This window comes from Thermocatellispora tengchongensis (genome assembly GCF_014202315.1).
Classification (GTDB): domain Bacteria; phylum Actinomycetota; class Actinomycetes; order Streptosporangiales; family Streptosporangiaceae; genus Thermocatellispora; species Thermocatellispora tengchongensis.
Genome location: NZ_JACHGN010000014.1, coordinates 91,299 through 114,364 on the forward strand (window position 1 = coordinate 91,299; position 23,066 = coordinate 114,364).

The following is a 23,066-nucleotide window of genomic DNA, read 5'->3' on the forward strand; positions in this document are numbered from 1 at the left end:
AAGCCATTCCCCGCGGCCGTACTCCGACACACCGCCCCCTCCCGCAACTCGACCGAAAGACGTAGAACGTGTTCTAATCAGGCGGTGGCTACCGATATGCGACTCGGCCTGAATCTGGGCTACTGGCAGCGGAACGCGGTGGACTCCACCGACCTGGTGCTGGCCGCCGAGCGGCTCGGCTACGACTCGGTGTGGACGGCCGAGGCGTACGGGAGCGACGCCTTCACCCCCCTCGCCTGGTACGGCGCGCGCACCTCGCGGATCAAGCTGGGCACCAGCGTGGCCCAGATCGCCGCGCGCCCGCCGGTCACGACCGCGATGACCGCGATGACCCTGGACCACCTCACCGGCGGCCGGCTCCTGCTCGGCATCGGCGCCTCCGGCCCCCAGGTCGTCGAGGGCTGGTACGGCGTGCCGTTCCCCCGCCCCCTGGCCAGGACCCGCGAGTACGCGGAGATCATGCGCAAGGTGTGGCGGCGGGAGGGCCCGGTCACCAGCGACGGCCCGCACTACCCGCTGCCGTACCCGGGCGGCGCCGGGCTGGGCAAGCCGCTGAAGCTGATCACGCACCCGCTGCGCCCCGAGATCCCGCTCTACCTGGGCGCCGAGGGGCCCAAGAACGTCGCGCTCGCCGCCGAGATCGCCGACGGCTGGCTGCCGCTGTTCACGTTCCCGGAGAAGATCGAGCAGATGTACGGCGAGGCGCTGGCCGCCGCGCGTCCGGGCTTCGACGTCGCCGCCATGGTGCACGTGATCATCACCGACGACCTGCGGGCCGCGCTGGACGCGGTGAAGATGACCCTCACCCTCTACATCGGCGGCATGGGGGCCAAGAGCCGCAACTTCCACGCCGACATCATCGGCAGGATGGGCTACGCCGAGGTGGCCGAGGAGATCCAGTCGCACTACCTCGCCGGGCGCAGGGAGGAGGCGTTCCGCGCCGTCCCCGACGAGCTGGCCGACGGGATCGCCCTGCTCGGCCCGGTCGGGCGCATCCGGGAGCGCCTGGAGCCGTGGCGTAAGAGCCCGGTGACGAACCTGCTGGTCATGGGCCCGCGCGATGAGGAGTCGCTGCGCGCGATCCGCGACCTCGTGCTCGGCTGAGCCGATTCGCGCCGGCGGTTCCATCCACATCCAAGCGGGGATCAAGTTCGACCGGGCAAGATCGACCTTGTCAGCAGCTTCCGCCCGGTCCCCCACGAGAAGGCCCATGACCCCCACGGTGCTCATCCTCACCGGCGAGGACGACACGCAGGCCCGGCACGTCGCCCGTACGCTCGGCGAGCGCGGCGCCGTGGCCACGCTGGTCGATCCCTACCGCCTCGCCGGCATGGCGCGGCTGTCGGTCACGGTACGCCCCGCGGGCTCGCACCGCAGGCGCCTGGCGGCGGCCGGGGTCGAGATCGACCTGGACACGCTGGCCTCGGTGTGGTTCCGCAGGCCCGGCCCCCCGCTGCCGGTGAACGGGCCGGTGCACGCCGCCGAGGCGATCGGCGCGGCCGACGGCCTGGGCACGATCGGCGCCCTGGGCGCGGCGAGCGTGGCCGGCTCGGTGGGCGCGATCGGCGACCTGTGGGACAGCCTGGGCTGCCTGACCGTGCCCGCCGCGCCCGTGGTGACCCAGCGGGCCCGGCGCAAGCTGCTGCAACTGCTGGTCGCCGAGCGCATCGGCATGGAGGTCCCGGCCACGCTGATCACCACCGACCCCGACGAGTGCCTGGACTTCTACCAGGAGCACCGCGGCCAGATCGTCACGATGGTCCTGGACCGCCCCTGGACGGTGCCCGGCGGCGCCGAGCCGCCCGCCCCGCCCATCCGCGCCCCCGACGGCCCGTTCCTGGCCCAGGCCCACCACTCCCGGAAGCTGTCGCTGCGGGTGATCGTGGTGGGCGAGCGGGTGTTCGCGGCCGAGATCCACATGCTGGGCAACAACCGCGGCCTGCGCCCCCACGACCTGCCGGACGCCACCGCCGAGACCTGCCGCCTGCTGATCCGGCGCCTCGGCCTGTGCTACGGCACCATCGACCTGGCCCTCACCGACGAGGACAGGTACATCTTCCTGGAGGTCAACCCCACCGGCGGCTACCTGCTGATCGAGGAGGCCACCGGCCTGCCCATCACCCCGGCGGTCTGCGACCTCCTCCTGACCACCGCGCCCGGCTAGATTGGGGCGCTCCGGGCCGGAACAGAGCGATTCCGGCCCAGGGTCCTGTCATGTCTCGCAGAATCAGGCCGTGGGTGCGGCCGCGCGGACGAAGTCGGTGACCGAAGTCGGCGTGATCTGTGGGTACCTGTCGTTGTCGAGGGCGTCGAACTTGGCCTTTCCGGTCACCATGCACCACTGGTACTGGAGGGCGACGTAGTCGAACGGGTTCTGGGTTCGGGCGGCTCGGCGTTCGATCTCCGCGCGCAGCTCGTCGGCGGTGCCGAGGCGCCGCAGTTCCAGCGTGCGGCCCGAGCCGCGCTGGACGGCCTCGTGGAACTGCCGCATCGACAGCACTTGACCGGCGAAACGCAGCGTGCCGGTGGCCTTCGGGTCGAGGGCGACGGCGGCGGTGTAGGCGGCGGTATCGGCCACCGAGGTCAGGTCGAGCGGCTGGTCGGGGTCGCCCCAGTGCGACAGGGTGCCCCGATCCCAGTCGATCAGCCCCATGAAGCCGACCATCACTTCGTAGAACGCGCCGTTGAGCACGGAGATCACCTCAAGGCCGGCGTGGGCGTACTCGGCGGCGGCCCGGCGACGCCAGTCGATCATGAAGTTGTCGCCGTCCTCCAGCTTGGTCACGTCGATGGCGAAGTCGGAGGGGATGAACCGGCGGGCACCGGCCTTCGCGGCGGCGCGCGCCAGGTTGGCCTGGCCGTCCACGATCACCTCGGGGCCGCCTTGCACGGCCGAGATGACGGTGGCGGCGTCGCCGACGGCCTCGGCCAGCGCCTCGGCCGGGTCGGTGATGTCGCCTTCGACCACCTCCAGGCCGCGCGACCGCAGCGCTGCGAGCGCGGCCTTCCTGCCCGCGTCTGAACCGGGCCGCACCAGGGCCCGGACGGGCGCGCCCCGGCCGAGAAGGGCGCTGATGATCTGGCTTCCGAGCAGTCCCGTGGCACCGGCCACGAAGACCTTGGAGGAAGTGGACACGTTTACTGGCTCCTTGTTCGGATAAATGGGTACTTCACCCGGGCCGGTAACGGCTCTTGGGCGTCTCCGGGGAGTCCGCACAGGACTCAGGGAATGAGCGGGGCCTTGCCGAGCGAGTCGCGCGCCTCCACGGCGGCGTGCGCCGGCTGCTTTCTCCAGAGGGAACCGCTGACCGATCACCGGCGTGAGCCGACCGGCGGCGGCCAGGTCGAGCGCCTCGGTCACCGGCTCGCGGGCACGATCACCATCGGCCGCCCGCGCCGCGGGAATCCGGCCCTGGGCTGTGGCCCCGGTAGAGCGCGACGGCGTCGTGCCATGGCCGGTGGCCGAATTCACGCAGCACGACAGCACGCATGGCGGTCACACCGCTCAATCGCCGGCGCACGCCCTGCGGACCGGCGGCGAAGTCATGCGCCTTTCTTGATCGCCTCGGCGAAGGCGGCGAGACCGTCGGCCAGATGCTCGATGTCGGACGGGTCCCAGCCCTCCATGAGGGCGGCGACGGCGGCCGTCCGGGCCTTCCAGAGCTCGCGGATGGCGAGTTTGCCCTCCCGCGTGACACTCACCAACTGCGCCCGCGCGTCGGCCGGGTCGGGTCGCCGCTCGATGAACCCGCGCGACTCCAGGCGCTTGGCGGGGGGCGAGAGCGTGGACTTGTCCACCTCCATCAGCTCGGCCAGCACCGACAACCGCACCGGCGCGTGCAGGGAGATCTGCGCGAGCACCGTGTAGTCCCCCAGCGACAGCTCCAGCCCGGAGGCCGCCATGATCCGCCGCCGCGTCGCCGGTGCGAACATCCAGTTGCCCACCGTGGCCAGCGCCGCCGCCACCCGATCGGTGGCCTCCCGCAGCCGGTCGTCCCCGTTCCCCGCCGTGCCGTCCATCCCGGCCCCTCCCCCAATTAGTTGGTTGGACAAAACCAACTATACACCTAGTCGGGACGCGGCGCGGGTTCGGCGGTCACCGAGCGCAGCAGCGGCGCGCTCAGCGCGCCCGCCCCGATCACCCCGGCGAACCCGGCCACCAGGCACACCACCAGGACGACGGCCCCCGTGACGCTCACCCCGGCCGTGGCGAAGGGCAGCGCGCAGAACACGCCGGTCGCGACCGCGCCGCCGCCCATGACGGCCAGCGGGATCAGGGTCTCGGCGCGCCTGGCCCGGTCCAGCACCTCCAGCGGCGTGCCGGCGAGGCGGAGCAGGGCGTACGTCTGCCTGCGGTCGAGCACCGAGGAGGCCGCGGTGATTCCCGCGCTGGCGATGGCGACCAGGAACGACACCGACAGCACCACGACGGTCCCGGTGCGGATGTCGCCGAGCACCACCGCGGCGAGCGCGTCCTGGTCGGCGGGCGAGGTGGCGCTGCGCCCGGGGACCAGCCCGGCCAGCGCCGTACGGGCCCGGTCGATCGCCGCGTCCGGCGCCTTCTCCGGCAGCTCGGCCACCAGCGACGCCTGCGGGCCCTCGCGCCGCACCTCGACCCGTGCCTGTACGCCCGCCGCCTCCAGCCGCTCCCGCGCCTCCCGCGCCGCGGCGGCCTGGTCCCCGGCCGGGGCCGTGATCGACAGCCGGGTGCGGGGGGCGTCTCCCAGCAGGCCGGTGGACGGGCTGAGCAGCCCGATGAAGCCCGCCACGAACCCGGTGAGCGCGACCCCGGCGACCGTGCGCCAGGCCGAGCGCGGGTCGTCCACCAGCCGCCGCCCGGCGAGCAGCCGCTCGGGTCCCCGGGCCGTACGCGCGACGACGCGTCCGATCAGCGCCACCACCCACGGCCCGACGAGGTTGACGCCGAGGAAGCACAGCGCGAGCAGCGTGGCGACCACGGCCAGGCCGACCGCCGGCGCCGTGCCGCGCGCCGCCGAGACCACGACCGGGAACGCGACCAGCAGCGCCAGGAACACCACCATCCGGATCACGCGCAGCCCGGGTGGCGTCTCCCGCCTGGCCACGCCCAGCGGGCTGACCACCACCCGGCGCAGCCCTGCGACCGCGGACACGCCCACGAGCAGCGGCACGGCCACCAGCACCGCCAGGACGGGCAGCACGCCCGGCCACAGGTCGGCGGGGTACCACCCGCCGCCGCCGATCGGGATCGCGGCCAGCCCCGGCAGCGCCGCCGCGTAGACGAGGACGCCCGCCACGGCCCCCACCGCGGCCACCACGACCGCCTCGGCGACCGTCATGGCCACGACCTGCCCCGGGGTGGCCCCGACCAGCCGCAGCGCCGCGAGCCGCTGGTCGCGCCTCGCGACCGTCAGCCGCGCCGCCGCGCCCCCGAACACCAGCAGCGGCACCACCATCAGCACGGTCGCGATCACCGCGAGGATCCGGTACGTGATCGCCTCGTCCGTCGCCTCGCCGCCGAACCCGGCGATCCGCGTGGGGGCTATGCCGAGCCGGTCGTGCTCCGCGCGCTGCACCCGCAGGGCCGGATCGCCGGTCGCCCGCCCGACCACGGCGACCAGCTCGTCCGGGTGGACGAGCCCGTCCTCCCCGATCGTCCCGGCGGCGGCGGCGGGGAAACGCCGCCCGAGCTGGTCGGCGGGCAGCTCCCGGGTCAGCTCGGCGAGCGCCGGCGACACCCACACCTCCCCGGGCCGCGGGAACCGCGCCAGGCCCGGCGGCGCGGGCGGGTCCGCCAGCGCGGCCAGCTCGACCACGGTGATGGCCCGATCCCGCACGAAGTCCTGCCGCACGGCCTGCACCGCGACCGCCCGCTCCCCCTGTGCCGCGGCGACCGGCTGCCGCCACGCGCCGCGCTCCGCCCGCTCCGCGAAGGCGAAGTTGACCCCGACCGCGAACATCAGCAGTGCCGTCGAGACCGCGACCGCCGCCAGGGTCAGCCCCGCCCCCAGCGCCCCGCGCCGCCCGCCCCCGGCCAGCAGCCGCCACGCCAGCCGCACCGCGCTCACCACGCCCGCCCTTCCACAGGCCCGCCACCGACGCCACCGGCGCCACCGGACGCCCCCATGACCGGCCCCGCGCCGGCATGGAAGCCGCCGTGAAGGCCGGCCTGCTGACCTGCGTGGAGGCCGGCCTGCTGACCGAACTGCTGACCGAACTGCTGAACGGCCTGCTGACCGGCATGGAACCCGCCGTGCTGACCGCCGGCGGCCACCACGAACCCGTCGCGCACCTCGACCACCCGGTCGCAGGCCGCGGCCACCTCCGGATCGTGCGTGACCACGACCAGCGAGGCGCCGTTGTGCCCGGTCGCCTCGACCAGCAGCCGCATGGTGGCGTGCCCGGTGGTGCGGTCGAGCGCCCCCGTGGGCTCGTCCGCGAACACCACCGCGGGCCCGGTGACCAGCGCCCGCGCGATGGCCACCCGCTGGGCCTGCCCGCCGGACAGCTCCCCGGGCCGCCGCCCCTCCATCCCGGCGAGCCCGAGCGGCCCGAACCACTCCCGCGCCCGCGCCACGGCCTCCCGCCGGGGCGTGCCGCCCAGCATCAGCGGCAGCGCGACGTTCTCCTCGGCGGGCAGCTCGGGCAGCAACTGCCCGAACTGGAACACGAACCCGAACCGGGTGCGCCGCAGCGCGCTGCGATCGCGCTCCCGCATCCCGTCGATCCGCCCGCCCTGCAGCACGACCTCGCCGGCGTCCGGCTTCATGATCCCGGCCAGGCAGTGCAGCAGCGTCGACTTCCCCGACCCGCTGGGCCCCATGATCGCCACCGCCTCGGCCCGGCGCACGTCCAGGTCCACGCCCCCCAGCGCGACCGTCGCCCCGAACCTCTTGACCAGCCCGCGCCCGTACAACACGACACCCTCACTCATGCCCCCGAGCCTCCCGCCCCGCCCCCGGCCCCCGTATCGGCCGCGAGTACCCCACCTCCTCCCCCGAAAGGCCGATCCTCGGCAGGCCGGCGTCCGTACCGGCCCCGCTGCGGCGGGCCGGCAGGGTGCCGTGGGAGAGGGAAGATCGCCCATCGTGGGGACGAGGTCTGGCAGGGCTGGCAGAATCGGGCGGGTGGGGATTCGGGTGCTGATCGCGGACGATCAGGAACTGGTGCGTACCGGGTTTCAGATGATCCTGGACGCGCAGCCGGACATCGAGGTCGTGGCGGCGGTGGCCGACGGGGCCGGGGCGGTGGAGCAGGCGCGGCGGCTGCGGCCCGACGTGTGCCTGCTGGACATCCGGATGCCCAAGCTGGACGGCATCGAGGTGACCCGGCTGCTGGCGGGGCCGGGGGTGGACAACCCGATGCGGGTGGTCATCGTGACCACCTTCGACCTGGACGAGTACGTCTACGGGGCGTTGCGGGCGGGGGCGTGCGGGTTCCTGCTGAAGGACAGCGGGCCGACGCTGCTGATCGAGGCGGTGCGGGCGGCGGCGGTGGGCGACGCGCTGGTGTCGCCGTCGATCACCGTACGGCTGTTGCAGCACCTGTCCCAGCCGCGGCCCGAGGCCGCGCGGCGGCTGCGCGAGCCGCTGACGGACCGCGAGCTGGACGTCGTGCGCCTGGTGGCCAGGGGGCGGACCAACCAGGAGGTGGCGGCGGAGCTGTTCGTGTCGCTGTCCACCGTGAAGACCCACCTCGGCAGCATCTTCGCCAAGCTGGGCACCAGGAACCGGGTGGAGATCGCCGCCTGGGCCTGGGAGACCGGCGTGGTCCGCTGACACCCTCCAATTGACGGGCAACCGATCGGTTGCCTATTGTCGGTTTCATAGGCAACCAAAAGGTTGCATGTAGGAGAGGCGATGGACGCGGTCTTCAAGGCGCTGGCCGATCCCAGCCGGCGGCGGCTGCTCGACAGCCTGAACGCGCGCAACGGGCAGAGCCTGCGCGAGCTGTGCGCCGACCTGGACATGACCCGGCAGGCGGTGGCCAAGCACCTCGCCGTGCTGGAGGACGCCGGGCTGGTGGCGAGCGTACGGCGCGGCCGGGAGAAGCTGCACTACCTCAACGCCGCGCCCATCGGCGAGATCGCCGAGCGCTGGATCGGCCGCTACGACCGGGCGCGCGTGGCCGCGCTGACCGACCTGAAGAAGGCACTGGAGGACGAGACACCCATGGACGCACCCGAGTTCGTCTACGTGACCTACATCCGCACCACCCCCGAGAAGCTGTGGCGGGCGCTGACCGAGCCGGAGTTCACCCGGCGCTACTGGGGCGGCACGGCGCTGAAGTCCGACTGGAAGCCGGGCTCGCCGCTGCTGTGGCAGATGGCGCCCGGCGAGGAGTACCGCGACCTCGGCCAGGTCGTGCTGGAGGCCGACCCGCACCGGCGCCTGTCGTACACCTGGCACGGCTTCCAGCCCGAGCACCGCGAGCTGTTCGGCTGGAGCGAGGAGCGGTTCGCGGAGCTGCTGAAGGAGCGGCGGTCCAAGGTCACCTTCGCGATCGAACCCGTCCGCGACGGCGAGCTGGTCAAGCTGACCGTGATCCACGACGGCTTCGAGCCCGGCAGCGAGATGTACCGCGCGATCAGCGGCGCGAGCGAGGTCTCCGGCGGCTGGCCGGAGCTGCTGTCGGACCTGAAGACCTTCCTGGAGACCGGCGAGGTGGCGGGCGAGGTCGCGGGCGCCGCGCACTAGGACGCCGCCTGATTAGCGGAGGTGCCGACGGGATAGAAGTCAGGCAAGGTCCTTCAGCGCACGCCGGGGGGAGAGGTTTGGATGCGCTTTGCCCCGCCACCACCGCACCGGGCCGCTTCGGCGGTCCGCGCGACGCTGCTCGCCCAGGTCTCCGCGCTCACCGCGCTCGTGGTCTTCGAGGCCGTACGCGGCCGCGACCTGGCGCGCGAGATCGCCGCGCTCCCCGGTGACCCGGCGTCCCCGCAGGCCCAGGCCGTGGCGGGCGCGGTGACGGTGTTCGCCGTCCTGGTGCTGCTGACGGTCGCAGCCACGGCCGCGGCCGCCGCGGCGTACGCCGTGTGGCTGACGCGGGCCGCGCGCGCCAACGCCCCGGCGGCGCGCATGGCCGGCGCCGTGGCCGCCACCTGGCTGCTGCCGCCGGTCAACCTGGTCGCGCCGCCGCTGCTGCTGGACCGGATCTGGCGCGGCGCCAACCCCGAGGGCCACGGCCGCCGCCGCTGGCTGGCGCTGCTCACCGCCTGGTGGCTGACCTCGCTGATCGCCCTGGCCCTGGTCGTGCTCCGCCTGCCGCCGCTCGGCGTGCCGGGCCTGTCGGGCCAGGGGATCACCGGTCTGGGCCCCGCCGCCCTGGTCGCCGTCGTCATCGCCGCGCGGCTGTGCGCCGCCACCGTACAGGAGATCACCCGGCTCCAGTCGCGGCCCCGCGCCCGCGGCCGGACCCGCCCCTGGTCCCGGCTGCTGCACCGGCACGCCACCCGCCCGGCGCCCGCGGGCGGCGCCGCCCCCGAGCGGTCCTCGCTGCGCCCCACCGGCGTCGGCGGCGAGTGAGCCGGCCGGCTAGCGGGGGCCGCTCCAGACGGCCTCCTGGCCCATGGGCGCGGTCGGGCTGAACCTGACCGGCAGCGCCTCCAGGCTGCGCATCCACAGCGACTGCCGCCAGCGGACCTCCTCGGGCGCGACCCCGAGGTCCACGTCGGGCAGCCGGTCGAGCAGCACCTCGACCGCGGTCTTGGCGATCAGCTCGCCCAGCTCGGGGGCCGGGAACGGGCAGCCGTACTCGCCGTGGCTGAAGGACATGTGCGCCCGGTTGGCGCCGCTGTCGGGGTAGGCGGCGGGCTGCACCTGCGGGTCGGCGTTCGCCGCCGCGATGCCGAGCACCAGCATGTCGCCGCGGCGGATGCGCCGCCCGGCCAGCTCGCAGTCCTGCACCGCCCAGCGCCCGGGGGCGTTCTGCAGCGGCGGGTCCTTCCACAGCACCTCGTTCAGCGCCTGGCCGACGCTGCTGCGGCCCCCTTGCAGGGTGATGGAGAAGTCGTCGTCCATCAGCATCAGCCGCAGCGTGTTGCCGATCCAGTTCGCGGTCGGCCCGTGCGCGCCGGCGACCAGCACCTGGATGTCCAGCACGGCCTCCTCGTCGGTGAGCCGCGCGGAGTGCGCCAGCAGCCGGGAGGGCAGGTCGTCGCCCGGCCGGGCCTGCTTCTCCGTCACCAGGCGGCTCACGCGCTCGCGCAGCCGCGCGTACGCCGGACCGGACTCCTCCGTCATGTCGGCGGAGAGGGTGACGTCGCGCACCACATCCGGCAGGTCGGCCTCCGGCAGCCCGAACAGCCGGACCATGACGTGGGCCGGGAGCGGGTAGGCGTACTGGCGGATCAGGTCGGCCTCGCCGTCGCCGCAGAAGTCGTCGATCAGCAGGTCGGCGACCTGCTCGCAGACCGCCGTCAGCTCGGTGCGGTCCAGGGCGTCCAGCGCGTCGTTGAGCGCCCCGGTACGCCGCTGCCGCTCGGCCCCCTCGGTGAACAGCACCGTGGGCTGCCACCCGACGTACGGCAGCAGCGGCCAGTCGGGGCGCACGAAGTCCTTCATGTTCCATCGGCGCGAGTCGCGGCCGAAGAGCTGCGTCTGGCTGGTCACGTGGTGCAGCTCGCGGTAGCCGACGACGAACCAGGCGGGGATGTCGTCGTCGAGCAGGACCGGGGCGATCGGGCCGTGCTTGCGGCGGATCTCCTCATACAGCCCGGCCGGGTCGGCGTAGATCTCCGGGCCGTATAAGCGCACCGCGTCGGCGTGGTCCGGGTAGCCGGCCTGGATCGCCTCGCGCAGGGCGGCGGATGATGGGGTGGTCACGGCGTGCTCCCGGGCTCGTACATCTTGGCGAGGTGCTCCACGAGCGTGATCAGCACGTGCTTGCACGAGTGCCGCAGGCGGGCGTCGCAGTCCACGATCGGCACCTCGGGCGACAGCGCCAGCGCGTCGCGCACCTCGTCCAGGCCGGGACCGTCGGCGAAGCGGTTGACCGCGACGACGAACGGCATCCGGTGGTGCTCCAGCCGGTCGATGGAGTACCAGGAGTCCTCCAGCCGGCGGGTGTCCACCAGCACGACCGCGCCCAGGCTGCCGGCGAAGAGCTGGTCCCACACGAACCAGAACCGCTGCTGGCCGGGCGCGCCGAACAGGTACAGCACCTTGCTGGCGTTCAGGGTGATGCGGCCGAAGTCGAAGGCGACCGTGGTGGTGGTCTTGGCGCGCACCCGGCTGGCGTCGTCGATGCCGACGCTGGCCTCGGTCATGACCTCCTCGGTGCTGAGCGGGCGGATCTCGCTCACCGAGCCGACCATGGTCGTCTTGCCCACCCCGAACCCGCCCACGATCACGATCTTCAGGGCGTCCACGGCGGTGGCGCTCAGCGGCGTGCGCGCCGCGAGGCTAGAGGTTGTGGAGTGCAACGAGCACCTGCTTCAGGATCTCGGGGTCGGGCCGTCCGGCCCGGTCGAAGGCCGACGGGTGGCGCACGGTGATGCGGCCGGTGTCCAGCAGGTCGCGCAGCAGGATCTTCACCACGCTCACCGGCAGCCGCAGCTCCGCGGAGATCTCCACCACCGCCATGGGCTGCCGGGTCATCTGCAGGATCTTGACGTGCTCCGACTGCATGCCGGGCGTGGGCTGGCACTCGCTGACGATCAGCGAGACCGAGTCGAACGCGCTCTCATCGGCCCGGGTGCGGCCCCCGGTGACCGTGTAGAGCCGGTCCGGGTCCTCCCGGTCCACGGGCCGCCGCATCATGTGTGATCGCCGCCGCTTTCGGGGTGCCGCGGGGCGGCCGACAGGTACACGCCTATCTGCTCCACCAGCTCGTTCATGTTGTGTCCGACCAGGCCGACCTCGGCGTCCTCGTCGGCCACGACGGCGAGATGGGCGCCCTCCCCCGCCGGCACGATCAGCAGCAGCCCGCCGGCGAACTCCACCATCGCCTGCCCGGCGCCGATGCCGTCGCCGAACTCGGCCGAGGCGCTCAGCGACAGGCTCTGGATGCCGGCGGCCAGCGCGGCGAGCTGGTCGGCCTTGTCCTGGTCCAGGCCGGTGGTGAAGCACATCTTCAGACCGTCCCTGGTCAGCACCAGCACGTGCCTGGTCCCCGGGGTCTTCTCCCTGAGGTTCTCCAGCAGCCAGTCGAGGTCACGATCGGTGGTGCTCAACGCGTCGGTGTTCATCGCAAACGACGGGGCGGTACGCCGGGCCGGCGCGCGGGCGCCGGGACGTACGGCCCCTGCCTCCCATCTAGTGATCGTTTCAGGTGCGGCGAGCGGGCGGGGCGGGCGGCGGGGGGCCGCCTTCGCGGGGCCGGTCAGGAGCCGCCATCGCCCTCGCTGCCGGAAGCGGAGGGGGCTCGCCCGCGGGCGCCCGCCTGGCGGAACGCGGCGAACCTCGCCGCGGAGTCGTGTGCCTCGCGCGCGGGCCGGGCCGCCGGCGCCTGCCGCGTCTTGGCCGCCATCGCCTCGGCCAGCGTCTGCCCGCGCCTGCGCCGGGGCAGCAGCCCGTCGCCGCCCGGCCGGTCCTCGTCCGGGGACGGCTCGGGCACGGGCGCGGCGCCGGGCAGGGCCCCGGGCCGGGCCGTGGCGTCGGGCCCGGAGGGGGGCGGCGTGGACGCCGGGCGGGGCTGGGTGATCAGCCTGCGCGGGATCAGCATCACCACGCCGGTGCCGCCGCGGGCGGAGGGCCGGAAGTTGACCGTCAGGCCGTACTTGTCCACCAGGCGGCCCACGACGGCCAGGCCCAGCCGGGTGCCGGAGAGCATGCGCAGGTCGAGCGGCTCGGAGACGAGCTTGGCGGCGCGGTGGCGCTCGCGCGAGCGCATGCCGAGGCCGCTGTCCTCGATGGTGACGACGACGCCGGTGTCCTCCTCGTCCACGTACACGTGCACCTCGGTGCCGTGCGCGGAGAAGGTGGCGGCGTTGTCCATCAGCTCGGCCAGCGCGTGCATGACGCCTTCGGCGGCGTACCCGGCCACGGCCACGGTGCTGGTGGAGTGGAGGCGGATGCGGCGGTAGGCGCCGATGCGGCCCATCGCGCCGCGCAGCACGCTCTCCATGACGATCGGGCGGGTCCAGCGGCGCCCGGACCGGCCGCCGCTGAGCAGGGCGATGTTGTCGGCCAGGCGGCCCATCTGGGAGATGCGGTGGTCCAGGTCGAGGAGGTCGGCGAAGATCTCCTCCTGGGTGCCGTACTCGTCCTCCAGCTCGCGCAGCCGGGCGAGCAGGCTGGTGGCCTGGGCCTGCACCCGGGCGGCGGCGCTGGCGCAGGCCGCCATCGCGGCGGCGCCCCTGCGCTCGCCCTCGCCGAGCTGGCGGGCGGCCTCGTTGAGCAGGCTGCGCAGCGGGGCGTGGATCGGCTGGCGCACCTCCTCCAGCGCGGTGCTCACCGGCACCCGGTCGTTCTGCACCCGCTTGGCCAGCTCCGGCAGCGTGTCACCGGCGAGCCGGGCGACCTCGGCCTCGAACCCCTCCCGGGCGGCCCGTGCCGCGGCGACCTCGCGCTCCAGCACGTCCAGCTCGTGGCCGGCGGCCCGCAGGAGCTGTTGGAGCGTGCCATCGGAGGGCTGCGGCACGCCGGCCAGCGCCTCCACGGCCGAGACGCCCTCGCGCACCTGGCGTCCCAGCGCCGGCATGGTCTCCTCGGCCATGCGCAGCGCCTCGCGCTCCAGCCGGGTCGCCTGCGCGTCGGCGAGCCGGGCGCGCTCGCGCAGCAGCTTCACGGTGGCGGCGTAGTTGGCCACGAGGGCGAAGGCGACGGCCAGCAGCACGCCCGCGACCCCGCCGACGAGCGCCATGAGTCCCTTGGCCCCCTCGGGGGCCGTGGACACCGCCCACAGCCAGGCCAGGACCACGACGACCATCGTCCCGAGCAGGACGACCGCCGCCCGCTCGCCTGGCGAGAACCTTCGCCGGGTCCGGTTGGATACATGTGCTGACATCGGTTGGTCCTCGGGGGGCGGAGGCGGCGTGCGGGCACGACCGCGTCGTACATGCCGTGCCCATCGCGGACTATGCGTCGCTGGTCCGCGACGTACCGCGAAGGGAACAGGCGCACACCGTAGCACCCGCGATACACACAAGAACAGACAGCAACGCCGCAACCAACCGACACATTAGTAACAACCAAATCAACCGCTACAGCGTGTCCTATTCGACATTTCGTGACATGTGGCGATTCGCTCGACGATGGTCACGCTCCCACGCCCCGCGCCCTCCCACCCGGTACGGTCGGAGCCATGCACATCTTCGGCCCGGTCATCGACGTACGCCCGCTGTTCCCACGCGAGCGGCAGGCCATGGTGGACCTGCTCCGCGCGCTGGCCCCCGCCGACTGGTCGCGGCCCACCGTCTGCCCCGGCTGGGACGTGCACGCGGTCGTCGGGCACGTGCTCAACGACTACATGCGGCGGATCTCCGGCGGGCGCGACGGCCACCGCGGGGCGATCTTCCGCGAGGACGAGACGCTGCCGGCGTACCTGGCGCGCACCAACGACGAGTTCGTCCGCGCGGCCCGTCAGCTCAGCCCCCGGCTGATGATCGAACTGCTGGACCACCTGGGACCGGAGCTGGACGCGCTGTGGGCCGGCCGCGACCTGAACGGCCCCGCCGGGCTGAACGTCTCCTGGGCCGCGACCGACGTCCCCAGCCCGGCCTGGCTGGACATCGCCCGCGAGTACACCGAGTTCTGGGTCCACCAGCAGCAGGTGCGCGACGCCGTGGAGATGCCCGGCGCCGACACCCCCGACCTCATGGCCCCGGTCCTGGCCACCTTCGCCCGCGCCCTCCCGTACGCCCTGCGCGCCGAAGACCGCCCCGAGGGCACGGCGGTGGCCCTGGAGGCGACCGGCCCGGCGGGCGGCGAGTGGCACGCCGTCCGCCGGGAGGGCCGCTGGACCCTCGGCACGCCCGCCACCGAGCCCGCCGCCCGGGTCCGCATGGACCAGGACGCCTTCTGGCGTCTGGCCACCCGGGGCATCACGGTGGAGGCGGCGCGCGAGCACGCCGTCCTGACCGGCGACCCCGCCCTCACCGCCGCCGCGACGACGCTGCTCGCGGTGGTGGCGTAGCTCAGCCGGGGAAGTCGCTGGACCTGGTCAGCTCGGCCCACTCCTCCGCCTCGGCGGTGCGTTCGGCCGCCGACTGGAGCGCCAGCCTCAGCGCGTCGGAGCCGAGCAGCAGCCGCCGCGGCGGCTCCTCGGCCTCGACGACCGCGACGATCGCCCGCGCCGCACGTACCGGGTCGCCCTGCTCCTTGCCGACGTAGTCCGAACGCCGGCGCAACCAGACACCGACGGTCTGCTCGTACTCCTCCCGCACGGGCGCCGGGGTCGTCCCCGCGCCGGCCATCCAGCCCGTTCGCAGGGCGCCGGGCTCGACGATGGTCACCTTGACCCCGAGCGGCGCGACCTCGTTGGCCACGACCTCCGAGAAGCCCTCCACCCCGAACTTGGCGGTCTGGTACGCGCTCAACCCCGGCGTGCCGCCCACCCGTCCGCCGATGGAGGAGATCTGCACGATGTGCCCGGATCGCGCCTGCCGCATGACCGGCAGGGCCGCCCTGGTGACGTTGACGACGCCGAACAGGTTGAGCTCGATCTCGGCCCGGAACGCCTCCTCCGGGAAGTCCTCGGCTGCCGCGGACGTGGCGTAGCCGGCGTTGTTCACCACCACGTCCAGCGACCCGAACCGCGTCACCGCGTCCTCCACCACGCCCCGGACGGCCGCGGCGTCGGTGACATCGAGCGCGACCGCGAAGAGGCGGTCCCCGTACCGGTCGGCGAGGTCGTCGAGCGCGCCGGGGCGGCGCGAGGCCGCCATCACCCGATCGCCGCGGTCGAGCACGGCCTCGACGAGCGCGCGCCCGAGCCCGCTGGAACTACCGGTGATCAGCCAGGTCTTGCTCATTGCGTTCTCCTAGGTTCGAGTAACTGACACAGTAACGTGGCAGTAAGAGTGTTTTATGCCTCACCAGTGAGGAGAAATCTCAGCGATCTGACACAGGCCACTACACTCAGGGGGTGATGATGAGAGCCGATGCCGCCCGCAACCTCGACGCGGTCCTGCGGACGGGCGCCCGCCTGCTGGCGGAGGACCCGTCGGCCAGCATGGCCACCATCGCCGCCGAGGCCGGGGTGGACCGGCGCACCGTCTACCGCCGCTTCCCCACCCGCGAGGCCCTGCTCACGGCCGTCTTCCAGGCCAAGCTCGACTCCGCCGAACGCGTCATGGACGAGGCCCGGCTGGAGGAGGCCCCGGTGGCGGTGGCGCTGCACCGGTACGTGGAGGGCATCGTCCCGGTCACCCGCCGGTGGCCGGTCGACACCCGCCGCATGATGCGCGCCGACCCGGCCGCGAGGCCCCGCATGGAGGAGCTGAGCGCCCGCCTGGACAGGTTCGTGCGGAGGATGATCGAGGAGGGTCCGCTGCGCACCGGCGTGCCCCTCACCTGGGCGCGCGCCACGCTCGACCACCTCATCGACACCGCCGCCCGTCAGACCCCCGCGCTCGACCCCCCGCAGGCCGCCGACCTGGTCGTGGACACCCTGCTCAACGGCCTGGGCAGGCGCTAGAAAACCCGTGGTACGGGTGACGATCCCCGAGGTACCGTCCTGACGTGGACGATCCCGACGGCTTCTTCGGCGAGCGGGTCGCGGCGACCTACGACGACTCCTCCGGCGAGATGTTCCAGCAGAGCGTCATCGACACCACGGCCGATGTCCTGGCCGAACTCGCCGGCGGCGGCCGGGCCCTGGAGCTCGGCATCGGCACCGGCCGCATCGCGCTCCCCCTCGCCCGGCGCGGCGTGCCGGTGCACGGCATCGACCTGTCCCGGGCGATGGTGGCCCGCCTGCGCGCCAAGCCCGGCGGCGAGGCGATCGGCGTCACGATCGGCGACTTCGCCACAACCAGGGTGGACGGGACCTTCTCCCTGGCCTACCTGGTCTTCAACACGATCATGAACCTGACGACCCAGGACGCGCAGGTCGCCTGCTTCCGCAACGTCGCCGCCCACCTCGAACCCGGCGGCCGTTTCGTCATCGAGGTCGGCGTCCCCGAGCTGCGCAGGCTCCCGCCCGGCCAGAACATCGTCCCCTGGCGGGTGAGCCCCACGGGCTGGGCCTACGACGTGTACGACGTCGCCACCCAGGCCATGAGCTCCAACTACGTGGACGTCGTGGACGGCCGCGCCGAGTTCCGCTCGATCCCGTTCCGCTACGTCTGGCCGGCCGAACTCGACCTGATGGCCCGGCTCGCCGGCCTCCACCTGACCGACCGCTGGGCCGACTGGACCCGCGCCCCCTTCACCGCCGACAGCGAGAGCCACGTCTCGATCTGGCGCAAGCCGCTGGAGGGGCTGTGACGTTCACTCTGGCCGACGCCTACCGGCTCGCCGAGCGCGCCCACGCCGGGCAGACGGACAAGGCGGGCCGGCCGTACGTCCTGCACCCGCTCGCGGTGGCCGAGTCGCTGGCCGAGCACGGTGAGCAGGCGCAGATCGCGGGCATGCTGCACGACGTCATCGAGGACACCCCGGTGACCGCCGACGACCTGCTGGCCGCCGGAGTCGAGCCGGACACCGTAGAGGCGGTGCTCGCCGTCACCCGCCGCGAGGGCGAGACCTACGCCGACTTCGTCCGCCGCGCGGCCTCCCACCCGATCGGCCGGCTCGTCAAGCGCGCCGACATCGCCCACAACACCGACCCGGAACGCCTCGCGGCGCTCGACCCGCGGCAGGCGGCGTCGCTCACCCGCAAATACGCCCAAGCGCTCGCCATCCTGGACGCCGCCCCGGGGTGAGCCGGGGGCGCGGCGCCCCTGCTGACGTAAGAACCCCGCCAGTCCCGGAGGGATGGCGGGGATGGTGAAGAAACAGCAGCGCAACGCCCAAGGGCGCACCATGGATACTACCCGTGGTCGCCAAGCTCCACAGGGTGAACGGGAGTAATCACGCCTCGATCTGCCTTCGCCGCCGGCGCGTCCAGAGGTCGTACACCGGTATCACCAGGGGCTTGAACCCGCCGTTACGGGAGGTCCTAGCGTTGCCGGCATGACCGGGAAGAACGGCGCCGGACGCCGCTGGAGCATCGGCGAGCTGGCCCGCGCCAGCGGAGTGACGGTGCGCGCTCTGCGCCACTACGACGAGATCGGCCTGGTACGGGCCGGCGAGCGCACCGCCTCCGGACACCGCCGCTACACCGCCGGGGACGTGCGGCGGCTGTATCGGGTCCGGGCGCTGAGGGCCCTGGGGCTGCCGCTGGAGGAAATCAGGGAGGCGCTGGCCACCCCGGCCGATGCTCTGGAGGCCATGCGCGCGCTTCTGGCCGCCCAGCTTCTGGAGCTGAACGGACAGGCCGAGCGTCTTCGGAGACTCACCGAGCAGGTCCGCGACCTGATGCAACGGCTCGACCAGGCGTCGTTGCCCGACCCGGAAGACTTCATGACGACCTTGGAGACGATGGCGATGCTGGACGGCTACTTCACCCCCGAGCAGCGCGAGGAGCTGGCCGGGCGCCGCGCCGAACTCGGCGCCGAGGCCGTGGAGCAGGCCAAAGCTCGTTTCGCCGGGCTGGTCGAGCAGCTCCTGCGCCACGTGCAGGACGGCACTCCCACCGACGACCCGCAGGTGCAGGACCTTGTCCGGCGCTGGGACGAGCTGGGCGCCGCCTTCCACGGCGACGGGGACAGCGGCGAGCAGACCGCGGCGGCGGCCCGGCGAATGTGGCGGGAGCACAGCGAGGAACTCGGCGCCCGGCTGCCCTGGCCCGCCGAGAAGATGGCCGAGCTGGTCGCCTACCTGGAAAGCGCACGGGCCACTCACTGACATGGCCGACGCGTGCCAGTGACTCCTGGGCGGCGTCTATACGCCCGGCGTTGCCCCCCCCAGGACGCGCAGCCGGTGCGGCATGCGCGGAAACCGGCACGGCGACGCGCCCATCGCGGATCGGCCGTGTCCGGCCGTGATCGTCTGGGGCTGGATGATCCCCCCGTTACGAGGCGCCCTGTCGGTGACACCTCCATCGAGCGGACGGCGGCCGAGCGGTACTGGCACGGCCACGCACCGTCCCGCACGTCCGCGCCTGCCTCGCCCACGGCGGGCCTGCGGGCACGCCCGGCCCGCGAGCCCGCACTTCCGCGCCTGCATCAGCCACGACGGGCCTGAGGGGCCCGCCCGGTAGGTCGGGGGGTGGCGGGTGGGTCGGCAGCCTTAAAAACCCATGCGCGGCCGCGTGAGGACACGCGGGTATCACGCCGAGCGGCGCGTCGGTCCTCCGCCGGAGCTGCCCGGGCTGGCGTGCCACAGCTTCCGGGGCGGCGTCTGTACGCCCGGCGCCGGCCCGACATCCGCGTACGGCGACAGCTTGAAGCCGTTGGCGTACTCGATCACCCTGCCGCCCACCGCCGAAGCGGGCGCGGGCTGCGAAGTCATGGCGGATCGCACGGCGTCCAGGCCCTCCTCCTGCCAGATCCGGTCCAGGTCCACCAGGTTCCAGCAGTCCACGGCGCGCAGGGAGACCGCGCGGGCGCCGGTGCGGCGGACGACGCCGCGGGCCAGCAGCATCCAGGAGCCGAAGACCGTGGCGGCGCAGCGGGCCTGGACGGACTCGAAGAAGGTGAGGTCGATCGGGCCGGTCGCGTCGTCGAGGGTGGTGAAGATGACGCGCTGGCCGGAGCGTACGGCCGGGGTCTGGGTGGCGACCTTCACGCCGGCGACCAGGATCTCGGCGCCGTTGCGCTGGGTCAGCAGGTCGCGGGAGCGTACGACGCCGAGCGCGTCCAGCAGTTCGTCGTGGAAGGTGATCACGTGCCGGGTGACGTCCATGCCGAGGATCTCCAGCTCGGCGGCGACCATCTCGGTCTCGGTCATCTCGGGCAGCTCGCCGGGGGTGATGTGCTCGGTGAAGCCGAGGGGCATCTGCACCGACAGCGCCTCGGCGGCGGCGGTGGAGGTGGTGCGGGAGGCGCGGGTGGACGGGCGTACGGTGACGCCGGCGGCGGAGGAGCGGTCCAGGGCGCCGACCTGGGCGACGAGATCGCGCCTGGTCGGCTCGCCGGGGCGCCAGCGGGGGCCGTGGCCGGGGGTCAGGCCGTGCAGCGCGTCGAAGCCGCCGACCTGGACGATGCGCTCGGCGACCGGGCGGGAGGGGCGGGCGCGGTCCCAGAAGTCGGACAGCGAGGTGTACGGCCGGCCGGCGACGATCCGGTCCACCTCGGCCTCGCTGATGCCCCTGATCGCGGAGAAGGGCACGCGCAGGCCGTAGCCGCGGCCGATGGTGTCCAGTCCTTCCTCGTCCGGCCCGAGGCCGGGGGACACCCGTTCCACCTGCCAGTGCCTGCCGGAGCGGTTGACGTCCAGCGGGAGGACGGAGACGCCGCACTGGCGGGCCTCCTCCAGGATCACGCGGGGCGGGTACATGCCGGGCTCGTGGGTGAGCACCCCGGCGAAGAAGGCCGCCGCGTGGTGGCGTTTGAGCCAGGCCGACTGGTAGGTGGGCAGGGCGAAGGCGGCGGCGTGGGCCTTGCAGAAGCCGAACGCGCCGAAGGCGTCCAGGACCTGCCAGGAGCGCTCGACGGTCTCCCGGTCGTACTCGGGGCGCACCGCGCCCTCCCACCACGAGCGGACGCGCTCGCGGCCCTCGGGGGTGTCCAGGGTGCGGCGGATGGTCTCGGCGAAGGACAGGCCGCAGCCGGTCATCGCATCGACGATCCTGAGGATCTGCTCGTGGAAGATGACCACGCCGTTGGTCTCGGCCAGGGCCTCGCGCAGGTCCTCGTGCGGGTACACGACCGGGCGGAAGCCGTGCCGCGACTCCAGGTAGGGGGTGACCATGTCGGAGTTGACCGGGCCGGGGCGGAACAGCGAGATGTCCACGATCAGGTCGTGCATCGTGCGCGGCTCCAGCTTGGCGACCAGCTCGCGCTGGCCGGGCGACTCGATCTGGAAGCAGCCGATCGTGCGGCCGGTGCGGATCATGTCGTACGTCGCCGCGTCGTCGTGGGGCACCGCGTCGAGCTCGATGTCCAGGCCGTCCACCCGCTTGATCTCCTGGAGGGTGTAGGCCATGGCCGACTGCATGCGCACGCCGAGCACGTCCAGCTTGAGCAGCCCGGCCTCCTCCACGTCGTCCTTGTCGAACTGCGACATGGGGAAGTCGAGCAGGCTGCGCTCGACCGGGGTGATGTCGCGCAGCGCGGAGTTGCCGACCAGGACGCCGCAGGGGTGCAGGGCGATGTGCCGGGGCAGGCCGTCGAGGCGTTCGGCGAGGCGGAAGACGGTTTCGAGCTGCCGGTCGCCGAGGCCGCTCTCGCGCAGCTCGGGCAGGTCGGACAGGGCGGCGCGGATCTGCTTGGCGCGGACGTGCGGGAACGCCTTGGCGATCACGTCGATCTCGTGCGGCGGCAGGCCCATGGCGGCGCCGACGTCGCGGATGGCGCTGCGCGCCCGGTAGGTCTCCATCATGGACACGCAGGCGACCCGCTCCTCGCCGTAGCGCTCGTAGATGGCGCGGTAGCAGTCGAGACGGCGGGCCGACTCCACGTCGATGTCGATGTCGGGCAGCCCGACGCGGCCCTCGGACAGGAAGCGCTCCATCAGCAGGCCGTGCTCGATCGGGTTCACCTCGCCGATGCCGATCAGGTAGTTGACCAGGCTGCCGGCGCCGGAGCCGCGGATCGCGCAGCGTACGCCCATGGCGCGGATCATGTCGGTGATGCCGGCGACCGCGATGAAGTAGCCGGACAGGCCCTTGGCCTCGATGATGTCCAGCTCGGCGGCGAGCCGGCCGCGCACGTCCCTGGAACGGTCCAGGCCGCGTCGGTACAGGCCGTCGGCGCAGCGGTTGCGCAGCAGCGGCACCGGGTCGCGGCCGATCTCGGGAAGGTGCAGCCGGGCGGGCTGGGCGCGCAGCGCGAGCAGCTCGCGCGGGTCGAACGCGCACCGCTCGGCCAGGTCGCGGGTGGAGGTGAGCAGGCGGGCGGCCCTGCGGGTGTCGCCGCCGCAAACCCGGGCGGCGACCTGGGCCATCTCCTTGGGGCTCTTGAGGTAGGCGTGGGAGGTGGTGTGCTCCAGATGGCGGGGGTGCAGCGGGACCAGCTTGCGGGCGGCGTCGAGCACGTCGCCGACCTGGTAGTCGGCCGGGTCGAGGTAGCGCACGGCGTTGGTGAGCACCGTACGCGCGCCGGCCGACTCGGCGAGCGCGAGCATGCGGGCGGCGGTGCCGCCCTCGCGGTAGCCGTACTGGTCGACCAGTTCGACCGCGAGGTGGGGCACGGCGGCGCGCCAGGCGAGCAGCAGGTCGCGGGCCTGCTCGTCGCGGCGGTCGGCGACGGCGCGGCCGACGTCGGAGCCGGGGCCGAGCAGCACGGCGAGCCCTTCGGCGTATCGGCCGACCAGCTCGCGGGTGACGGCGGGCTCGCCCCGCTCCCCCGCGTAGTGGGCGGCGGTGACCAGGCGGCACAGGCTCGCCCAGCCCTCGGCGTGGCCGCGGGCCAGCACGGTGACGCGGGTGCCGTCGGCGCAGGCGAGGTCGGCGCCGACGACCGGGCGCAGGCCGGCGTCCAGGCACGCCTGCGCGTGCTTGATCGCGCCGTAGACGCCGTCGCGGTCGGTCAGCGCGATGATGTCCATGCCGTGCTCGGCGGCCCGCTCGACCAGCGCGGCCGGGAAGGCGGTGCCGTACCTGAGCGAGTACGCCGAGGCGACGTGCAGGTGGGCGAACATCAGTCCCACGCCCTCAGCAGCAGCCAGCCGCCGCTGGCGGTGTCGAAGCGGAGCTCGTAGGTGCCGACCTCACGGTCGGGCGTGGCCTCGACGCGCCAGAACCTGCGCTCGCCCGGGTCGGTCTCGGAGGTCTTCCACCACTCTCGGGCGACCACCCAGTGGTCCAGGATCCGGCGCACGACGTAGAGGCGGTCGCGCCAGACGAATTGGCTGGGCTCCCCGTCTCTGGTCCACACCTCGATCGGATCGCCGTAGAGTCTGCTCAAGGCGGTTCTTCCTCCCTGGGGCTCCGGACTGCTTCTCGTGAGCCACCCGGGGGAAGTCGGGTGCTGTATCGAACATATGTTCTTCTGGGGTCTC

Annotated in this window: 22 protein-coding genes; 10 read left to right on the plus strand and 12 right to left on the minus strand. The window is 73.4% G+C overall.

Annotation, left to right across the window (positions count from 1 at the left end; translation table 11 throughout):
• Positions 1-84 precede the first annotated feature (84 nt).
• Positions 85-1,104, plus strand: coding sequence for an LLM class F420-dependent oxidoreductase (locus HNP84_RS29845; protein WP_185053267.1), 1,020 nt, complete (start codon positions 85-87; stop codon positions 1,102-1,104).
• A 106-nt stretch (positions 1,105-1,210) separates the two neighbouring features.
• Complete coding sequence (locus HNP84_RS29850; protein ID WP_185053268.1) at positions 1,211-2,164, plus strand: MvdC/MvdD family ATP grasp protein; 954 nt, start codon at positions 1,211-1,213, stop codon at positions 2,162-2,164.
• Between the two features lie 63 nt (positions 2,165-2,227).
• On the opposite strand, the gene HNP84_RS29855 is transcribed toward HNP84_RS29850, so the two are convergent.
• The 4 genes from HNP84_RS29855 to HNP84_RS29870 all read right to left on the minus strand — a co-directional run bounded on the left by HNP84_RS29855 (position 2,228) and on the right by HNP84_RS29870 (position 6,913).
• Entirely contained in the window at positions 2,228-3,136 is a 909-nt protein-coding gene (locus tag HNP84_RS29855; protein WP_185053269.1) for an NmrA family NAD(P)-binding protein, read from the minus strand.
• 407 nt (positions 3,137-3,543) lie between these two features.
• Positions 3,544-4,020, minus strand: a complete 477-nt coding sequence (locus HNP84_RS29860; RefSeq protein WP_185053270.1) for a MarR family winged helix-turn-helix transcriptional regulator — start codon at positions 4,018-4,020, stop codon at positions 3,544-3,546.
• Positions 4,021-4,067: 47 nt separating this feature from the next.
• Positions 4,068-6,047: an FtsX-like permease family protein gene (locus HNP84_RS29865; protein ID WP_312925989.1), complete on the minus strand. Its 1,980-nt coding sequence runs from the start codon at positions 6,045-6,047 to the stop codon at positions 4,068-4,070.
• A complete protein-coding gene (locus HNP84_RS29870; RefSeq protein ID WP_246518920.1) occupies positions 6,044-6,913 on the minus strand; it encodes an ABC transporter ATP-binding protein in 870 nt (289 codons plus the stop codon). The genes HNP84_RS29865 and HNP84_RS29870 overlap by 4 nt, the downstream gene beginning before the upstream one ends.
• Before the next feature lie 193 nt (positions 6,914-7,106).
• Here HNP84_RS29870 and HNP84_RS29875 point away from each other — a divergent pair, with 193 nt between their 5' ends.
• The 3 genes from HNP84_RS29875 (at position 7,107) to HNP84_RS29885 (ending at position 9,503) form a co-directional block, all read left to right on the plus strand.
• Positions 7,107-7,757 carry a response regulator gene (locus tag HNP84_RS29875; RefSeq protein WP_185053271.1) on the plus strand — a complete coding sequence of 217 codons (651 nt, stop codon included), beginning with the start codon at positions 7,107-7,109 and terminating at the stop codon, positions 7,755-7,757.
• A gap of 81 nt (positions 7,758-7,838) precedes the next feature.
• Positions 7,839-8,675 carry an ArsR/SmtB family transcription factor gene (locus HNP84_RS29880; protein WP_185053272.1) on the plus strand — a complete coding sequence of 279 codons (837 nt, stop codon included), beginning with the start codon at positions 7,839-7,841 and terminating at the stop codon, positions 8,673-8,675.
• An 81-nt stretch (positions 8,676-8,756) separates the two neighbouring features.
• Positions 8,757-9,503, plus strand: coding sequence for a DUF4328 domain-containing protein (locus tag HNP84_RS29885; protein WP_185053273.1), 747 nt, complete (start codon positions 8,757-8,759; stop codon positions 9,501-9,503).
• A 9-nt stretch (positions 9,504-9,512) separates the two neighbouring features.
• Here HNP84_RS29885 and HNP84_RS29890 read toward each other — a convergent pair whose 3' ends face one another.
• The 5 genes from HNP84_RS29890 to HNP84_RS29910 all read right to left on the minus strand — a co-directional run bounded on the left by HNP84_RS29890 (position 9,513) and on the right by HNP84_RS29910 (position 13,926).
• Positions 9,513-10,802, minus strand: coding sequence for a cytochrome P450 (locus HNP84_RS29890; protein WP_185053274.1), 1,290 nt, complete (start codon positions 10,800-10,802; stop codon positions 9,513-9,515).
• Positions 10,799-11,401, minus strand: coding sequence for a GTP-binding protein (locus tag HNP84_RS29895; protein ID WP_185053275.1), 603 nt, complete (start codon positions 11,399-11,401; stop codon positions 10,799-10,801). Before HNP84_RS29895 ends, HNP84_RS29890 begins: the two co-directional genes overlap by 4 nt.
• Entirely contained in the window at positions 11,382-11,735 is a 354-nt protein-coding gene (locus HNP84_RS29900; protein ID WP_221336951.1) for a DUF742 domain-containing protein, read from the minus strand. The genes HNP84_RS29895 and HNP84_RS29900 overlap by 20 nt, the downstream gene beginning before the upstream one ends.
• Positions 11,735-12,166, minus strand: a complete 432-nt coding sequence (locus HNP84_RS29905; protein ID WP_246518921.1) for a roadblock/LC7 domain-containing protein — start codon at positions 12,164-12,166, stop codon at positions 11,735-11,737. The genes HNP84_RS29900 and HNP84_RS29905 overlap by 1 nt, the downstream gene beginning before the upstream one ends.
• Positions 12,167-12,300: 134 nt before the next feature.
• A complete protein-coding gene (locus HNP84_RS29910; RefSeq protein ID WP_221336914.1) occupies positions 12,301-13,926 on the minus strand; it encodes a sensor histidine kinase in 1,626 nt (541 codons plus the stop codon).
• A 297-nt stretch (positions 13,927-14,223) separates the two neighbouring features.
• On the opposite strand from HNP84_RS29910, the gene HNP84_RS29915 reads away from it, so the two are divergent.
• Positions 14,224-15,054 (plus strand): maleylpyruvate isomerase family mycothiol-dependent enzyme, encoded by an 831-nt coding sequence (locus tag HNP84_RS29915; protein ID WP_185053277.1) that lies wholly within the window; start codon positions 14,224-14,226, stop codon positions 15,052-15,054.
• Between the two features lies 1 nt (position 15,055).
• Here HNP84_RS29915 and HNP84_RS29920 read toward each other — a convergent pair whose 3' ends face one another.
• On the minus strand, positions 15,056-15,892 hold the full coding sequence (locus HNP84_RS29920) for an oxidoreductase (RefSeq protein ID WP_185053278.1): 837 nt from the start codon (positions 15,890-15,892) through the stop codon (positions 15,056-15,058).
• Positions 15,893-16,008: 116 nt separating this feature from the next.
• On the opposite strand from HNP84_RS29920, the gene HNP84_RS29925 reads away from it, so the two are divergent.
• The 4 genes from HNP84_RS29925 to HNP84_RS29940 all read left to right on the plus strand — a co-directional run bounded on the left by HNP84_RS29925 (position 16,009) and on the right by HNP84_RS29940 (position 18,809).
• Positions 16,009-16,557 carry a TetR/AcrR family transcriptional regulator gene (locus HNP84_RS29925; RefSeq protein ID WP_221336915.1) on the plus strand — a complete coding sequence of 183 codons (549 nt, stop codon included), beginning with the start codon at positions 16,009-16,011 and terminating at the stop codon, positions 16,555-16,557.
• Positions 16,558-16,667: 110 nt separating this feature from the next.
• Positions 16,668-17,348 carry a class I SAM-dependent DNA methyltransferase gene (locus HNP84_RS29930; RefSeq protein ID WP_221336952.1) on the plus strand — a complete coding sequence of 227 codons (681 nt, stop codon included), beginning with the start codon at positions 16,668-16,670 and terminating at the stop codon, positions 17,346-17,348.
• Entirely contained in the window at positions 17,345-17,785 is a 441-nt protein-coding gene (locus tag HNP84_RS29935) for an HD domain-containing protein (RefSeq protein WP_185053280.1), read from the plus strand. Before HNP84_RS29930 ends, HNP84_RS29935 begins: the two co-directional genes overlap by 4 nt.
• Before the next feature lie 250 nt (positions 17,786-18,035).
• A complete protein-coding gene (locus HNP84_RS29940; protein WP_185053281.1) occupies positions 18,036-18,809 on the plus strand; it encodes a MerR family transcriptional regulator in 774 nt (257 codons plus the stop codon).
• 423 nt (positions 18,810-19,232) lie between these two features.
• On the opposite strand, the gene HNP84_RS29945 is transcribed toward HNP84_RS29940, so the two are convergent.
• Together HNP84_RS29945 and HNP84_RS29950 are read right to left on the minus strand one after the other, a co-directional pair.
• Positions 19,233-22,706, minus strand: coding sequence for a DNA polymerase III subunit alpha (locus HNP84_RS29945; protein ID WP_185053466.1), 3,474 nt, complete (start codon positions 22,704-22,706; stop codon positions 19,233-19,235).
• Positions 22,706-22,972: a DUF6504 family protein gene (locus tag HNP84_RS29950; RefSeq protein ID WP_185053282.1), complete on the minus strand. Its 267-nt coding sequence runs from the start codon at positions 22,970-22,972 to the stop codon at positions 22,706-22,708. Before HNP84_RS29950 ends, HNP84_RS29945 begins: the two co-directional genes overlap by 1 nt.
• Between the last annotated feature and the right edge of the window lie 94 nt (positions 22,973-23,066).

Excerpts from the sequence above, each read along its gene's own strand:
- HNP84_RS29905 (WP_246518921.1), bottom strand. The coding sequence starts at position 12,166 with ATGAACACCGACGCGTTGAGCACCACCGATCGTGACCTCGACTGGCTG.
- HNP84_RS29860 (WP_185053270.1), bottom strand. The coding sequence starts at position 4,020 with ATGGACGGCACGGCGGGGAACGGGGACGACCGGCTGCGGGAGGCCACC.
- HNP84_RS29925 (WP_221336915.1), top strand. The coding sequence starts at position 16,009 with ATGATGAGAGCCGATGCCGCCCGCAACCTCGACGCGGTCCTGCGGACG.
- HNP84_RS29900 (WP_221336951.1), bottom strand. The coding sequence starts at position 11,735 with ATGCGGCGGCCCGTGGACCGGGAGGACCCGGACCGGCTCTACACGGTC.
- HNP84_RS29880 (WP_185053272.1), top strand. The coding sequence starts at position 7,839 with ATGGACGCGGTCTTCAAGGCGCTGGCCGATCCCAGCCGGCGGCGGCTG.
- HNP84_RS29910 (WP_221336914.1), bottom strand. The coding sequence starts at position 13,926 with ATGTCAGCACATGTATCCAACCGGACCCGGCGAAGGTTCTCGCCAGGC.
- HNP84_RS29945 (WP_185053466.1), bottom strand. The coding sequence starts at position 22,706 with ATGTTCGCCCACCTGCACGTCGCCTCGGCGTACTCGCTCAGGTACGGC.
- HNP84_RS29850 (WP_185053268.1), top strand. The coding sequence starts at position 1,211 with ATGACCCCCACGGTGCTCATCCTCACCGGCGAGGACGACACGCAGGCC.
- HNP84_RS29870 (WP_246518920.1), bottom strand. The coding sequence starts at position 6,913 with ATGAGTGAGGGTGTCGTGTTGTACGGGCGCGGGCTGGTCAAGAGGTTC.
- HNP84_RS29920 (WP_185053278.1), bottom strand. The coding sequence starts at position 15,892 with ATGAGCAAGACCTGGCTGATCACCGGTAGTTCCAGCGGGCTCGGGCGC.
- HNP84_RS29940 (WP_185053281.1), top strand. The coding sequence starts at position 18,036 with ATGACCGGGAAGAACGGCGCCGGACGCCGCTGGAGCATCGGCGAGCTG.
- HNP84_RS29930 (WP_221336952.1), top strand. The coding sequence starts at position 16,668 with ATGTTCCAGCAGAGCGTCATCGACACCACGGCCGATGTCCTGGCCGAA.
- HNP84_RS29915 (WP_185053277.1), top strand. The coding sequence starts at position 14,224 with ATGCACATCTTCGGCCCGGTCATCGACGTACGCCCGCTGTTCCCACGC.
- HNP84_RS29885 (WP_185053273.1), top strand. The coding sequence starts at position 8,757 with ATGCGCTTTGCCCCGCCACCACCGCACCGGGCCGCTTCGGCGGTCCGC.